The 15,276-nt window shown below is 41.2% G+C and carries 15 protein-coding genes and 2 pseudogenes; 14 read left to right on the forward strand and 3 right to left on the reverse strand.

The window, feature by feature from the left end:
• The first annotated feature begins 8 nt into the window (after positions 1-8).
• From SCSH_RS04280 to ppdK, 7 genes are all read left to right on the forward strand, one after another.
• A complete protein-coding gene (locus tag SCSH_RS04280) occupies positions 9-1,298 on the forward strand; it encodes a PTS sugar transporter subunit IIC (protein ID WP_057490659.1) in 1,290 nt (429 codons plus the stop codon).
• A gap of 16 nt (positions 1,299-1,314) precedes the next feature.
• A complete protein-coding gene (locus SCSH_RS04285; protein ID WP_057490660.1) occupies positions 1,315-1,722 on the forward strand; it encodes a tetratricopeptide repeat protein in 408 nt (135 codons plus the stop codon).
• Between the two features lie 11 nt (positions 1,723-1,733).
• Entirely contained in the window at positions 1,734-2,597 is an 864-nt protein-coding gene (locus SCSH_RS04290) for a class II fructose-bisphosphate aldolase (RefSeq protein ID WP_057490661.1), read from the forward strand.
• Positions 2,598-2,601: 4 nt separating this feature from the next.
• Positions 2,602-3,213 (forward strand): AAA family ATPase, encoded by a 612-nt coding sequence (locus SCSH_RS04295; RefSeq protein WP_057490662.1) that lies wholly within the window; start codon positions 2,602-2,604, stop codon positions 3,211-3,213.
• A 127-nt stretch (positions 3,214-3,340) separates the two neighbouring features.
• The gene (locus SCSH_RS04300; protein WP_503167504.1) at positions 3,341-3,967 is read left to right on the forward strand and encodes a helix-turn-helix transcriptional regulator; all 627 of its coding nucleotides are present in this window, start codon (positions 3,341-3,343) and stop codon (positions 3,965-3,967) included.
• A gap of 12 nt (positions 3,968-3,979) precedes the next feature.
• Entirely contained in the window at positions 3,980-4,798 is an 819-nt protein-coding gene (locus tag SCSH_RS04305) for a pyruvate, water dikinase regulatory protein (RefSeq protein WP_057490664.1), read from the forward strand.
• Positions 4,799-4,878: 80 nt separating this feature from the next.
• Positions 4,879-7,524, forward strand: coding sequence for a pyruvate, phosphate dikinase (ppdK, locus tag SCSH_RS04310; RefSeq protein ID WP_057490665.1), 2,646 nt, complete (start codon positions 4,879-4,881; stop codon positions 7,522-7,524).
• 49 nt (positions 7,525-7,573) lie between these two features.
• Here the strand turns inward: ppdK and SCSH_RS10880 are convergent.
• From SCSH_RS10880 to SCSH_RS04315, 3 genes and pseudogenes are all read right to left on the reverse strand, one after another.
• Positions 7,574-7,972 (reverse strand): annotated as a pseudogene (locus tag SCSH_RS10880) (transposase); the annotation flags it as partial.
• Between the two features lies 1 nt (position 7,973).
• Positions 7,974-8,099: pseudogene (locus SCSH_RS11460) on the reverse strand (transposase); the annotation flags it as partial.
• Between the two features lie 387 nt (positions 8,100-8,486).
• Positions 8,487-9,287 carry a hypothetical protein gene (locus SCSH_RS04315; protein WP_057490666.1) on the reverse strand — a complete coding sequence of 267 codons (801 nt, stop codon included), beginning with the start codon at positions 9,285-9,287 and terminating at the stop codon, positions 8,487-8,489.
• Positions 9,288-9,482: 195 nt separating this feature from the next.
• Between SCSH_RS04315 and rsmD the strand changes: the two genes are divergently transcribed.
• The 7 genes from rsmD to SCSH_RS04350 all read left to right on the forward strand — a co-directional run bounded on the left by rsmD (position 9,483) and on the right by SCSH_RS04350 (position 15,190).
• Positions 9,483-10,022: a 16S rRNA (guanine(966)-N(2))-methyltransferase RsmD gene (gene rsmD, locus SCSH_RS04320; RefSeq protein WP_057490667.1), complete on the forward strand. Its 540-nt coding sequence runs from the start codon at positions 9,483-9,485 to the stop codon at positions 10,020-10,022.
• Positions 10,012-10,512 (forward strand): pantetheine-phosphate adenylyltransferase, encoded by a 501-nt coding sequence (coaD, locus tag SCSH_RS04325; protein WP_057490668.1) that lies wholly within the window; start codon positions 10,012-10,014, stop codon positions 10,510-10,512. The genes rsmD and coaD overlap by 11 nt, the downstream gene beginning before the upstream one ends.
• Positions 10,490-11,533, forward strand: a complete 1,044-nt coding sequence (locus tag SCSH_RS04330) for a SepM family pheromone-processing serine protease (RefSeq protein ID WP_057490669.1) — start codon at positions 10,490-10,492, stop codon at positions 11,531-11,533. Before coaD ends, SCSH_RS04330 begins: the two co-directional genes overlap by 23 nt.
• A gap of 108 nt (positions 11,534-11,641) precedes the next feature.
• Entirely contained in the window at positions 11,642-12,973 is a 1,332-nt protein-coding gene (locus SCSH_RS04335; protein ID WP_057490670.1) for a bifunctional metallophosphatase/5'-nucleotidase, read from the forward strand.
• Positions 12,970-13,512, forward strand: coding sequence for a YutD family protein (locus SCSH_RS04340; protein WP_057490671.1), 543 nt, complete (start codon positions 12,970-12,972; stop codon positions 13,510-13,512). The genes SCSH_RS04335 and SCSH_RS04340 overlap by 4 nt, the downstream gene beginning before the upstream one ends.
• A gap of 77 nt (positions 13,513-13,589) precedes the next feature.
• Entirely contained in the window at positions 13,590-14,675 is a 1,086-nt protein-coding gene (gene rlmN / locus SCSH_RS04345) for a dual-specificity RNA methyltransferase RlmN (RefSeq protein WP_057490697.1), read from the forward strand.
• A complete protein-coding gene (locus tag SCSH_RS04350; protein WP_057490672.1) occupies positions 14,675-15,190 on the forward strand; it encodes a VanZ family protein in 516 nt (171 codons plus the stop codon). Before rlmN ends, SCSH_RS04350 begins: the two co-directional genes overlap by 1 nt.
• Positions 15,191-15,276 lie beyond the last annotated feature (86 nt).

Genomic DNA, 15,276 nt, shown 5'->3' on the forward strand with positions numbered 1-15,276 from the left:
GGGAGAACATGAGTATTATTAATTTTATTATCAATAATATCCTGACACAGGCTGCTATTACTATTGCTTTAATTGCGATGCTGGGTCTGATTTTGCAGAAAAAATCAGCTGGTCAGGTAATCTCTGGAACGCTGAAGACCTTGCTTGGTTTTCAGGTCTTAAGTGCGGGTTCCAGCGTTATTGTAACGAGCTTAACCTATTTTGGAAAAATCTTTAAAACGGGCTTTCATACCCAAGGGATTGTTCCTTCAATTGAGGCAATCAATGGTCAGGCCATGAATGATTTGGGGCTTGGCAGTGACATTGCCTTAACCTTTCTAGCTATTTTCGTGTTTAATATTATCTTTGCAAGAATTACCAAATGGAAATACATCTTTCTGACCGGGCAGGCTATTTTGTGGATGGCCACCATGACCACTGTTTTTGGTTATTTTGCCGGCCTTAGAGGATTTTTGCTTATTATTATTGGCGGTATTGTTGGCGGTGCTTTTGCGGTGGCCATGCCGGCTATTGCTCAGCCTATTATCCGCAAGGTAACAGGCTCAAATGATATTGCTCTGGGACATTTTTGTACCATTGGCTATCTCTTTGAGGCAGGTGTGGCTAAAATATTCGGTGAAAAAGGCGACAAGAAAAAATCCATTGAAGACATTGAACTGCCCAAGGCCTTTGACTTCCTGCAAGATACTTATCTGTCGGTAATGGTTGTCATGGTGCCCTTGTTTATCATTACGGCCATCTTTGCAGGGCCCAAGGCTGTAGATACGGGTACACAAAACTATATCATGTTCGCTTTCATGCAAGCCATTCAATTTGTTGTCGGTGTCTATATCCTTTTAGCTGGTGTACGGCTGCTTCTGGCTGAAATCGTTCCTGCCTTTCGCGGTATTGCCATGAAGCTGGTTCCGGATGCTATTCCGGCTCTGGACTGTCCCGTGCTCTTTCCTTATTCACCCAATGCTGTGATTCTTGGATTCATCACAACGACTATTGGTACTATCGTGGCCATGCTTATTTTGCCCATGCTGGGTCTGGCTATGATTTTGCCGGGTATGCTGACCAACTTCTTTGCGGGAGGGACTGCCGGTATCTTTGGCAATGCTGTTGGCGGCCGCCGCGGAGCTATTATCGGCGGTATTGCTCATGGTTTCTTTATCACCTTACTGCCGGCTCTCTTGGTTACGGCCTTTAATCAACTTGGTTTTGTCAATGCTACAGCTACCGATGTTGATACGGTCGTTGTCGCCCTGCTCTATGCTTGGCTGTTCAGCCCAATATTTAAAGCTATAGGAATCTGATAAAGGAGATGATGGTGTGTTTGGCTTGTTTAAGAAAAAAGATAAAAAAACAGCAGAAGTCATCCAAGAAGTCGAACTTTCTGAAGAAGCAAAGGCCGATCTTTTAAAGAAAATCGAAAATGAAAAAACTCTTGTAAATGATGGCAGAGAAAAATTAGATGAAGAGTTGGCAAAATCCTATGAAAAAATAGGCTTGTGGTATGCTGAACTGAACGACAGCGATGAGGCTATTGCTAGTTTGGAGAAGAGTCTGGAGATTAAATTATCTATGGGAGATGGTTATAAGAAGCTCATGAGCCTCTACAATGCCAAGCGAGCTCAAGCAGCCCGTAGTAAAGACAATGAAGCTATTGATTATTATATGGGCAAGATGGATGAAATGCGCAATATTGCCAAAAAATTGACCCTTTCCAATAATAAATAAAGGAGGATACGATGTACAGGACTTTGAAAGAACTTACAGACAAAGCAGGAAAACTAAACATGACCATTGGCGCCTTTAACATGCACAATCTGGAAATGCTGCCGGATATGATGCGTGCTGCCAAGGAAGTGGGAGCTCCCATCATTATTCAGACCAGTGTTGAAACGGCCAAATATATTGGTTATTCGGTTATCACTGCGGTGGTCAAGGAATTAGCTGATCATTATATGATTGATGCGGCTCTGCATTTAGATCATGCCAGAGACCTAGATGCCATTCAGGATGCTATAGCGGCTGGCTATTCCAGCATCATGTTTGATGGCTCTAATTTACCCTTTAAAGAAAATATTTTAAAAACAAGATTGGTTGTTGATTATGCTCATGCCAGAGGGGTAAGTGTTGAAGGCGAACTGGGAACCATCGGAGGAACGGAAGAAGGCATTTCCGTTTCAGAAGATGACAAAATTTATACTCGGCCGGAAGATGCCCTTACTTTTGTTCAAGAGACTGAGGTCGATGCTTTAGCGGTAGCTATTGGAACAAACCATGGCCAGTTCAAGTCTAAAACAGATGTTAAAATCCCTCTCTTAAAAGAAATTCATCAAACCGTGGATGTTCCCCTAGTTATCCATGGCGGAACAGGGGTCAAAGAAGCGGACTATCCTGAATTAATCAATAATGGCATTCGCAAGTTTAATGTCGGTACAGAATTGCTGGTCAATTGGACACAGGAAGCTAAGACGGCTTTTGGTGAAAGTCCGGTCAATAAATCGCTGCGCTACAATGTTATTCCGGCCAATCAAAAAGTTAAGGAAATCGTCAAGCATAAAATGACTCTGTTTATGAACTTGGAGTCTCCTTTGCATGTGGAATAGAGTGATGAAAAAATATCTTGTTTTATTAGCTGGTCCGCCAGCAACGGGAAAAAGCTATTTGGTGCGTTTGATACGCAAAGCCCTGCCTCAAATCTATACCGTATCGCCTGATGAGTTCAAAGAAGACATGGCTGAAAGTGTCGGCTTTGATAATTTACAGGAAAAGGTAGCTTTGGAAAAACAGGTCTGGTCTTATTATTATCAGGCTTTGGAGCTTTACATGAGTGTCGGAAAACAATTTATTGTGACAGAATATCCCTTTTCCTTTAAACAAAAAAAGCAGCTGCAGGACTTATCACAAAAGCATGATTATTCAGTCATCACAATCCGCTTGGTGGCAGACTTCGAAGTCCTTTGGCAAAGGCGCATGGCGCGTGATTTAGCCGATGACAGGCATTTGAGCTTCATCATGACACATTTTCACCATAGTGATAGGCTTTCTGATCGACGCCTGGCAGATGATTTAATCACCAAGGAGGACTTTCAGAAGATTATTGAAGACAGAAAATACAATGACTTTTCCCTAGGAACCTTGTATGAAATTGATGTCACCGATTTTGCAAAAGTGGATTACAAACCCTTGATTGATGAGCTTCTTAGGCTGTCCAATGAATAAGATCCCCCCCTTTTTGACTGTAGTCAAAAGGGGGTTGTTCTTTTCTTGACAAATGATTTTCTTTTTAATATACTACACTATATAATAAATAGTATAGCACATTTAAAAGGAGGGATGTCCAATTAAACTGAATGACAGACAATTAAAAATTATTGATATTGTTAAGGAAAATCAACCAATTACTGGGGAAAAAATTGGAGCCAAACTGCATGTCAGCAGAGCAGCTTTGCGAGCAGATTTGTCCATTTTGACCATGTTTCATATTCTAGATGCTAGACCTAAGGTTGGCTACTTCTATTTGGGAGAAGGGGATTCTGATTTGCGGCTTAGTGCTGTTAGTGATTTATCGGTCACTGATGTCATGACGGTGCCTGTGATTGCAAGACAAAATGATATGATCTACGATTTAATTGTCAGATTATTTCTGGAGGATTCGTCTAGTATTTATGTCTTAGATGATGAAGATTATTTATGTGGAATCGTGTCTCGTAAGGACTTGTTAAAGGTTACAATCGGAGGTGCAGATGTCAGCCATTTGCCCATCGCTACCGTAATGACACGGATGCCTAACATTTTAACAATCAAAGAAGAAACCTTGGTTCCTCAGGCAGCTGCTTTATTAGTTCGAAATGAAATTGATAGTCTACCAGTTGTGCGAGCCGAAGACGGTAATGAAGAAAAACTTAAGGTATTGGGAAAATTTTCAAAAACAATTGTTGCAAACTTATTTGTTGAAATCATACATCCTGAGTAAGTAGGAGATCAAATGGCAGAAAATACAATCTTATATATCATATCGGATTCTTCTGGAGAGACGGCTCAGTCTATGGCCCAGGCCGGAATATGTCAATTTCCCAATCATAAAGACTGGGAGCTGAAGCGGATTCCTTACGTTAATCATTTGGAAGCACTAAAAGAAGCCTTGGAAGAAGCAAAAGCACAAAAAGCTATGGTCATGTTTAGTTTGGTAGATGAGAAGCTGGCTGATTTTGCCGGTCAGTACTGTCAAAATGAAAAGCTATGCTTTGTGGATTTGATGAGTGACATGCTCAAGCAAATGAGCCGGCAGGTAGAAGAAGTTCCTTTAAGAGAAGCTGGAAAGATCCGTCAGCTGACCAAGTCCTATTTTAACCGCATCGAAGCTATCGAATTTGCTGTTAAATACGATGATGGAAAAGACCCGCGGGGTTTTCTAAAAGCTGACTTAGTGCTGCTGGGCGTCTCCAGAACATCTAAAACACCTTTGAGCATCTATTTGGCTAACAAACAGCTAAAGGTGGCAAACCTGCCTTTGATCCCGGAAGTGCCTTTGCCTAAGGAAATTTTTGAAGTAGACCCTAAAAAAATTGTCGGGCTGACCAGTTCACCTGAACGCTTAAATAAAATGAGAAGTCAAAGGCTTAAGGCAATGGGCTTGAACTCAACGGCCCATTATGCCCAGAAAAATCGTATTTTAGAAGAGTTGGATTATTTTTACAAAATAATGAAAGCGCTTAAATGCCCAGTCGTTGATATCGAGCACCGTTCTATTGAAGAGACGGCCGGATTGATTATGGATAGGCTAAGTGAAGTGGATACGAAGTAGGATGTATCAATTTCAATCATTTTGAATCGAGGTTCCTCAATTATTTCGTTAGAAATACAATGCTAATTAAAGGAGTTCATATGTCAAAAAAATACGTTTACAGCTTTAATGAAGGTAACAAAGATATGCGTAATCTGCTTGGAGGTAAGGGAGCTAATCTGGCAGAAATGACACGGATTGGCCTGCCTGTTCCTCAAGGATTTACCATTACGACGGATGCCTGTAGAGAATATTACCAGCAAGATGAACAAATTAGTCAAGAGATTATCAGTCAAATTGATAGTCAAATAGCCCAGCTGGAAAAAGAGCAGGGTAAAAAATTGGGAGATAATCAAAATCCCTTGCTGGTTTCTATACGTTCTGGGGCAGTGTTTTCAATGCCTGGAATGATGGATACGATTTTAAATCTAGGCCTGACAGATGACAGTCTTAAAGGCTTGGCTCTTGCGACAGGAAATGACTGGTTTGCCTATGACAGCTATCGCCGTTTTATTCAAATGTTTTCGGATGTAGCCATGGGTATTTCCAAAGACAAATTTGAGGCTGTCCTCGATCGCTATAAAGAAGAGAATGGCTATCATGCAGATACCGAATTGACCCTTGAAAATCTGCAGGCAATTGTTCAGGAATTTAAAGCCATTTACCGGGAGGCCATTGGTCAGGATTTTCCGCAAACTCCTCGAGAACAGCTATACTTGGCTATTAAGGCAGTTTTTAAATCCTGGAATAATCCCAGAGCCATTGTTTACCGCAATTTAAATGAGATAGACCATCATTTGGGAACAGCGGTCAATGTTCAGTCGATGGTCTTTGGCAATATGGGAGTACTTTCGGGAACCGGCGTAGCCTTTACCAGAAATCCCGCAACAGGGGAGCATCGTTTATTTGGTGAATACCTTATTAATGCTCAGGGAGAAGATGTGGTAGCAGGCATTCGGACACCTCAAAGCATAGAAGTATTAAAAGAAGACATGCCAGCCATCTATCAGCAATTTACAGAGCTCACCCAGCGTTTGGAAAATCACTACAGAGATATGCAGGATATTGAATTTACGATTGAAAGGGGTAAACTTTATCTTCTGCAGACACGCAGCGGCAAACGAACAGCCAAGGCTGCTATTCAGATAGTGACAGATTTGGCTACCCAAGGGCTGATTACTAAAGAAGAAGCCATAATGCGTGTTGAACCAAAGCAGTTAGAACAGTTACTGCATCCGACTTTTGATGAAAGCTCCTTAAAGCAAGCTAAGGTTCTTGCTAAGGGGCTGCCAGCTTCTCCGGGAGCAGCAAGAGGTAAGGTCTGCTTTTCGGCAGAAGCAGCAACCCGGCTCGCTAAAGAAGGAGAAGATGTCATCTTGGTGCGTCAGGAAACTTCCGCAGAAGATATCGAAGGCATGGCCAGCGCCAAAGGAATCCTGACTGCCCGTGGGGGCATGACCTCACACGCCGCCGTAGTTGCGCGCGGCATGGGAAAATGCTGTGTAGCAGGCTGCAGTGATTTAAGAGTTAATGAGATCAGCAAAACAATCACAGCTGGCGATTTACTGCTAAAAGAAGGCGATACCCTCTCACTTGATGGCAGCAGCGGCAATGTTTATCTCGGGCTTGTAGATATGGAATCTGCTGACATCAGCGGCAGTTTTGAAACCTTTATGAACTGGGTCGATGATGTTCGCGATATGGGCGTCCTTGCCAATGCAGACAATCCTAAAGATGCTCAAAAAGCAGTAGATTTCGGTGCCGAAGGCATAGGACTTTGCCGCACGGAGCACATGTTCTTTGACGAAGAAAGAATTCCGGCTGTCAGACAAATGATATTAGCCGATAATGTAGAAGACAGACAAAGAGCATTGGAAAAAATTCTTCCCTTCCAAAGAGATGACTTTTACCAGCTCTTTAAAGTGATGGATCAAAAATCAGTAACGATTCGTTTGCTGGATCCGCCCTTGCATGAATTTTTACCCCATGACGAAGATACGCTGATTCGTTTGGCAGGAAAGTTGGGGCTGAGCCTTAGTGACATGCGCAAACGCGTGTCAGAACTGGCAGAATTTAATCCTATGCTTGGTCACAGAGGTTGCCGTTTAGCAGTTACCTATCCGGAAATCTTAATCATGCAGGTCAAGGCTATTGCTCAAGGTGCCAGTCTGGCTGTCAAAGAAGGGGCACAAGTCAAGGCTGAGATTATGATTCCTCTGGTGGGAACCGTTCAAGAATTAGCTTATTTAAGACCGATAGTCGATACTATTATGCAGGAAGAATGTGAGAAGACAAAGTGTGCAGTTGACTATAGGGTTGGAACGATGATCGAAATTCCACGGGCCTGTATTACAGCGGATGAGATTGCAGCCTATGCTGATTTCTTCAGCTTTGGCACCAATGATTTGACACAACTGGGATTTGGCTATTCCCGAGACGATGCCGGCAAGTTTTTAGCAGAATATGTTGACAAGGGCATTCTCGAAAAAGATCCTTTCCAAGTGCTGGAACAAAAAGGAATCGGACGTTTAATGGAAATAGGAGTTGACCTAGGCAGGCAAACAAAACCAGATCTTAAAATGGGTATTTGCGGCGAACATGGCGGCGAGCCATCAAGCATTGCCTTCTGTTATGGCATTGGTCTAGACTATGTCTCTTGCTCTCCGTTTCGTGTTCCAGTTGCAAAATTAGCAGCAGCACAAGCCAAGATCAAAGCGCAGGGTAAGACTGATTTTTTGGATAAGTAGGCACATCACAGTTTAGAACCTTGCTTATATTGACAGAAAATAAGGAAAGCTAGGATTTTATCTCGGCTTCAGACAAAAGACAAGCTCTTTTTTTCGAGGCTTGTCTTTTTTTAAAATTCTCTAGACAGATATGTCCTGAAGTGACATTAACTAAGGTATTTACTTGAATTTGGTCAAAATTAAAAGGCCTTCCTGCCATTATTTTTACCAGTTTTTTGAGATTTAAACACGCTAAAGTCAGCCCAACCTTGTCTTCCATTTTGGACTTGCCAATCTCTCTCGTATATCTGAGCTTATAATACTTTTTTGCTGTCCCAAAGAGGCGTTCAATGGCCTCTTTTCAATGTTGGTAGCGTTCCTTCATTCCTCTTTGATGGCGAATGTCCTCACAAATCTCCATATCCTCTTTCCAAAGATATCTCGTGACAACTTTTTGATGCTTTTGACTCTCCGTAAAACCAGCGATAAGCTAAGTTGACCTCAATCTCTTTAATCGTTTGGCGCATGGAGCGAATACCGTAAAAGCATTGTATCAAAGGGATTTTAACCAGCATAACAGGATCTAAACTTGGCCTTACCTCACCAACCGTTTTCTTTTATTATATCCTTAAAAGAAAGAAAAGCCCTTAGAAACTCAATTTCTAAGAACTTTGTCTTCGGTCTGAAAGCTCTTAGAAATTCAATTTTAAGAGCTTTGTCTTCAGTCTGACCAGTCCTCGCTAAACGTGGAGTGGTTTCTTGCTTGGATTACTACTTAAAACGACATGCGTTAAAAGTTAGTTGAACCACCGTGTGCCGAACGGCACGCACGGCGGTGTAAGAAGGGCTAGTGATTAGCCTCTACTCGATTAGCAAGAAGAATTAAATGAAAATTCATTCTAAAAAAAGTTTTTGAGGAAAAATAAAAAGAGCCCTCAAGATGGAAGCTCTTTTCTGATATTGGTATATAGTCCCAATCTACGTTAAGGTTCTGTTAGTGAATGCCGTTTCCCAGCAGCAATGGCTTCTGATTCTTTCATTTGAACAATGTTATTCATATTAGTGTTCCATGGCATACTATCTGTACTGTACCAATAAACATTTGATTTTCCGCCGCCAGTAACATAAACAATTCGATCTTCCTGAGCAGCTGTGGCATTTTCGGTTGCTGCTGTTTCTTTAGCTGCGATAGCATTTTCAACGAGAGCAATGCGATTAGTTAAATCTGCCCTAGTTCCTTCATCTGTAACCAAAGCCGTTTTTTTCTTAGCATCGGTAACATTGCTGGTGGATTGATTATCTTCCAAATACTTAACTGCTGCTTGAGCTTCTTTAATGATAATAGCTTGTTCAACGAGAGCGATGCGATTGGTTAAATTTGCCCTGGTTCCTTCATCCGTAACCAAAGCTGTTTTATTCTTAGCATCGGTAACGTTGCTGGTGGATTGATTATCTTCTAAATACTTAACTGCTGCTTGAGCTTCTTTAATGATAATAGCTTGTTCAACAAGATCAATGCGATGCTGCAACGTTTTCTTTTTTTGTATATTACTTACCTTGCTCAGCTTGTTTTGAGCCTTGGTTAGATTTTCTCTAGTTTGATTGTCCTCTAACTTTTTAACAGCTTTTTCAGCTATTGTTATTTCTTTAGCTGATGTGGTAGCAGCGGATGCTATTGGAGCAGTTAAAAAATTAACACTGGTAGTTGTTGGTAATGGAGAGATTTGAAAACTTAAAAAGACAATAAATGTAATGAGTGATAATAATGATTTTCCCTTTTTCATCTTTGTACTAACCTCCTAATATATTGTAATTATTATAACATAATTGTCATCATTATGTAAATATCCAGAAAATTATCTAGACCTTTTAAAATATTAAACTTATAGGAGCAAATAGTTGTTTAACATTATTGCTAAAATTTAGGAGAACAGTTTTGAAATAGGAAAATTATATGAAAATTTGCTATAATACTTCTTATGAGAATTATTTCCGGAAGTTACGGCGGTCGTCCGTTAAAAACTTTGGAAGGTAAAACGACCCGTCCGACCTCAGATAAGGTTAGAGGTGCCATCTTTAATATGATTGGTCCTTACTTTAGCGGTGGCCGTGTGTTAGACCTTTTTGCCGGCAGTGGAGGCCTTGCTATTGAAGCTGTTTCGCGGGGGATGGACAGTGCTGTCTTGGTAGAGAAAAACCGTAAGGCTCAGGCTATTGTTGAGGCCAATATCAAAATGACCAAGGAAGAAGACAAATTTCAGCTCTTGAAAATGGAAGCTGCGCGTGCTTTGGAGCGCCTGAGCGGGAAATTTGATCTGGTTTTTTTGGATCCACCTTATGCGAAAGAAGAAATTGTCAAAAATATTGAAGAACTCTGCCAACAAAAGCTCCTATCGGAGGATGTTATGGTTGTCTGTGAAACGGATAAATCGGTTGAGCTGCCGGAAGAAATTGCAGAGCTGGGCATCTGGAAACAAAAAATTTATGGTATATCAAAGGTGACGGTTTATGTCAGATAAAATTGGACTTTTTGCAGGCTCTTTTGATCCTGTGACAAATGGGCATGTGGATATCATTGAGCGTGCCAGCAAACTGTTTGACAAGCTTTATGTTGGCATTTTTTATAACAAGGATAAGGCTGGGCTATTTGAGCCTGAGGTTCGTCAGCAAATGCTAAAAGCCGCTGTGGTTGATTTAGAAAATGTCTGTGTAATAATGGCTCGTAATTCCTTAGCTGTTGATGTTGCCAGAGATTTAAAGGTAACGCATCTAGTGCGCGGTTTGCGGGGGTCTGAGGATTTGGAGCATGAAGCCCGCTTGGACTTTTTTAATCGAGAATTAGCGCCGGAATTAGAGACAGTCTATCTGCTGACCAAGCTGGACATGAAGTATATTAATTCAACACATGTGCGTGAGCTGATTTATTTTAAGTCCGATATTAAAAAGTATGTACCGGCCAGTGTTATCAAAGAAGTGGAGAAAAGGTTTGAAAACAATCAAAAAATATAAATGGTGGCTGATTAGCAGTTTTAGTCTTCTTTTGATTTTGGGCTGCTTTTTAGTTCCTCTGCCTTATTATATGGAAATGCCGGGCGGAGCTTACGATATTCGTACGGTTTTAACTGTTAATAATAAAGAAGACAAGGAAAAGGGTTCTTATAATTTTGTAGCAGTTGGAGTCAGCAAAGCGACTGTTTTTCAGGTCATTTATGCCTGGCTGACGCCTTTTACAGAAATTACCAGTGCTCAGGAAACGACCGGCGGCGTCAGTGATGCAGACTACATACGCATTAATCAGTTTTACATGGAAACCTCGCAAAACGGAGCCATCTATGAAGCCCTCAATTTAGCTGATAAAAAGGCTAATCTTGATTATATGGGAGTCTATGTTCTCAATGTCAGCCAAAATTCTACCTTTAAAGGTGTTTTAAACATTGCTGATACGGTAACAGGCGTTAACGGCAAAACCTTTTCCAGCTCAAAGGACCTTATTAAATATGTTTCTAAGCAAAAATTAGGCAGCAAGGTTAGTGTTCAATACACTTCTGAAAATAAGAAAAAATCAGCAAAAGGTAAGATTGTCAAATTATCAAACGGGAAAAATGGCATTGGTATTGGTTTGGTTGACCATACTAAGGTTGCTTCGGACGATAAGATTAAATTCAGTACTGACGGAGTTGGTGGGCCGAGTGCTGGGCTGATGTTCACACTGGATATTTATGATCAGCTTATTGATCAGGATCTTCGTAAAGGCCGGGTTATTGCAGGAACTGGAACCATTGAAGAAGATGGTAAGGTTGGAAATATTGGTGGCGCCGGAATGAAAGTTGCAGCTGCTGATAAAATCGATGCGGATATTTTCTTTGTTCCTAATAATCCTCTTGATAAGGCTGTTTTAAAAGAAAATCCTAAAGCTCTAAACAATTATCAGGAAGCTAAGCAAGCTGCTAAGAAATTAGGCAGCAAAATGAAAATTGTTCCTGTTAAGAATGTAAGGGATGCTATTGATTATTTAAAAACACATCGCTAAAAAGAACAGAACAAGATCGTTTTCTAGAATAGACGGTTTTGTTCTGTTCTGATTTTGTTTTAACATTTATTTTTGGGTATTTGCTGTGAAAGTGCTAAAATAGACCATATGAAAGAACAGATCCGAATTCTGCATATCAATGATTTACATTCGCATTTTGAGGCTTATCCAAAGATCAAGCGTTTTTTTGATGAGCAGTCAAAAACTGATAAGGAAGTACTGAAATGTGACCTTGGTGATAATGTGGATAAGAGCCATCCCTTGACTGATGCGACAGCCGGAAAAGCTAATGTAGCATTGATGAATGACTTGGGGATTGATTTTGCGACAGTTGGTAATAATGAAGGTATTGGCTTAGCCAAATCTGAGATCAATCAGCTCTATGAAAAAGCTGATTTTCAAGTTGTTCTGGGCAATCTGACTGACAGGAATGGCCGTCCTGCTTGGGCTGAGCCTTATGTTATTTATGAGACTGAGGCAGGAACGAAGATAGCTTTTTTGGCTTATACCTTTCCTTATTACAAGACTTATCAGCCAAATGGCTGGCAAGTTCATGATGCCATTGCCAGTCTTAAGAGAGATTTGACACTGCCAGAAGTTAAAAAGGCCGATTTTCGAATTTTACTCAGTCATCTGGGAATTCGTCTGGATGAGAAGATAGCGCGTGACGTTCCTGAAGTTGATTTGATTATCGGGGCTCATACACATCATGTATTTGAAGAAGGAGAAGTTATCAAGGGAACCTATCTGGCAGCAGCAGGTCGCTATGGAGATCATGTTGGTCAGATTGATTTAACCTTTAAGGATCGTGTGTTAACAGATATGGCTATTGAGGCTGTATCTGTCAGTGACCTGGATGCTGAAAAAGGCGATGCTGATTTTGCAGCAGAACTCTTTCAAGAGGGAGAAAGACAGCTGGCAGAAGATTTAGTCTGTAAGCTGTCACGAAAACCAACTCAGAAAGAGTGTGCAGAAATGGTCATGGAGGCCATGCTTAAGTCAGCTGACGCAGATGTCACAATAATCAATAGCGGTTTAGTCGTTGAACCGTTTGAACAAACGGTGACAAAGGCCAGCCTTCATCAGTCTCTTCCGCATCAGATGCGCTTAGTCAAATTTCAAGTGACCAAAGCGGAACTTTTAGACATCTGCCGCGATATTTTTTCACAGGCCAATCTGCTGGCTCATCAGCAGATCCGCGGTATGGGCTTTCGCGGCCGGCAGTTTGGCAAGATTATGACAAATGGTTTTACTTACAAAAATGCAAAAATAGTGTATAATGATAAGGCTACTGGTAAAAAAGATAAAGTGAGTCTTGTTTTAGTTGATCAGTACTATTTTGCACCCTATTTTACTAGCGTTAATTCGCTTCAGGGGCAGCTGCTTTTTCCTGATTTGCTGAGACAGACAGTAGAAAAATATCTGAGAGGAGACCTATGAGGAAAGAAATCTCTCCGGACATGTACAATTACAATAAATTCCCTGGTCCTCAGTTTATCACTTTTGACAATCATGTTAAGAGTGATGAGATCGATTTATTGATTTTAGAAAATGTCAAAAATGCTTTTAATGCGACGGTTTTCAGCCAGCGTTTTTCAGAAATTCTGCTGAAATATGACTATATTGTGGGCGATTGGGGTAATGAACAGCTGCGACTTAAGGGATTTTATAAAGAAAAGTCAAAAGCTAAAAGTCAGCACCCTTATATTGGCTTTCTGGATGATTATCTCAAGGAATACTGCAATTTTGGCTGCGCCTATTTTGTTTTGGAAAATCCAAATCCTAAAGAAATCAAAAATGAAGAAGATGCTTCTCAAAAACGAAGACGCCGTGATAATCGCAGGAAAAAGCGTTTTAATAAAAATACTAGGATGAATCTTCAAGATAAGCTTCGCCGAGAAAAAGCGCAGGAGCGTGAAGTCCTGCAGGAAATTCACGAGGCTAAGAAAAATTTTGTCATTAGGAAAAAAGAAAAGTAGAAAGGACAAAGGAGAGTCTGAAGGGAATCGGCAGTTTTTTAATGTTTGCTGGTTTTCAAGGGTTCTTGATAATATTTATGAAACCATCTATTTACGGCCTAACCCGTGATGAATTGATTGACTGGGCAGTAGAGCACGGAGAAAAGAAATTTCGGGCTGCACAAATTTGGGATTGGCTCTACCGCAAGCGTGTCCAATCTTTTGAAGAAATGACCAATATTTCCAAAGATTTTATTGCCGTTTTAAATGACAATTTCTGCCTGAATCCGCTTAAGCAGCGCATTGTTCAAGAATCGGCCGATGGGACTGTCAAATACCTTTTTGAACTGCCTGATGGTATGCTGATTGAAACGGTGCTTATGCGCCAGCACTATGGGCTTTCAGTCTGTGTCACCACACAGGTTGGCTGCAATATCGGCTGCACTTTCTGTGCCAGCGGCCTGATTAAAAAGCAGCGCGATCTCAACAATGGAGAAATCACTGCTCAAATTATGCTGGTGCAGAAATATTTTGATGAACGCGGTCAGGGTGAGCGTGTCAGCCATGTTGTGGTAATGGGAATTGGTGAGCCTTTTGATAATTACGACAATGTCATTAAATTCTTGCGAACCATCAATGATGACAATGGTCTTGCCATCGGTGCCCGTCATATTACAGTATCAACATCAGGTTTGGCTCATAAAATCAGAGAATTTGCCAATGAAGGTGTCCAGGTTAATCTGGCGGTATCCCTACATGCACCCAACAATGAGCTGCGTTCCAGTATTATGCGGATCAATCGTTCTTTCCCCTTGGAAAAGCTTTTTGCAGCTATTGAATACTACATTGAGACAACCAACCGTCGTGTCACTTTTGAGTATATCATGCTAAATGGGGTCAATGACCATCCTGAAAATGCACAGGAACTGGCTGATTTGACAAAGAAAATCCGCAAGCTTTCTTATGTCAACCTCATTCCTTACAACCCTGTGACTGAGCATGATCAATACAGCCGCAGTCCTAAAGAGCGCGTGGACGCTTTTTACGATGTGCTTAAGAAAAACGGCGTCAACTGTGTGGTTCGGCAGGAACACGGAACTGATATCGATGCAGCCTGCGGTCAGCTGCGCTCAAATACGATGAAGCGCGACCGTCAAAAGGCTGTTGCTGAGGCTGCTCAATAATGTCAGGATTTTGGGAGAAAGATGGCGACTTAACGCCTTTGGGAAAAAGTGCAGTCAGATGGGGGCTCTGTCTTTATGCACTTGCTGTCTGTGCTATGTGCTTTCTGCCGCAGCCTTTTAGGCAGGTCAAAACGCCAGGGATTCAGCACTATGGCCGCCTTGTTGTTCTTTTAACTCCCTTTAATTCCTTGGTTAATTTTGGGAAAATCAACAGTTTTTGGCGTCTACTTTGGATTTTAGGACAAAATCTCAGCAACATTTTGCTACTTTATCCTCTTGCTTTATCTTTGCTTTTGCTGAAAAAAGAACTCCGCAGTTTAAAAAGAATTGCAGTGCTTACTTTTAGCATCAGCTTTTTTATCGAAGTTAGCCAGCTTCTCTTAGATGCCCTTTTCAATGTCAACCGTGTTTTTGAAATCGATGATTTATGGACCAATACTCTGGGTGGTGTTCTGGCTTTTTACTCCTACCAGTGGCTGCAAAGAAAAATCAAAGAAAGATCGGCAGTCAGCTGACTTGACTTAGAGTTGACTCTAAGGTTTATAATAGCATTATTCCCTCATCGTGGGGGATTTTTCTTATGATGATTAATAGAAAGGGC

It is taken from the genome of Streptococcus orisasini, from assembly GCF_001431045.1.
In the GTDB taxonomy this organism is placed as follows: domain Bacteria; phylum Bacillota; class Bacilli; order Lactobacillales; family Streptococcaceae; genus Streptococcus; species Streptococcus orisasini.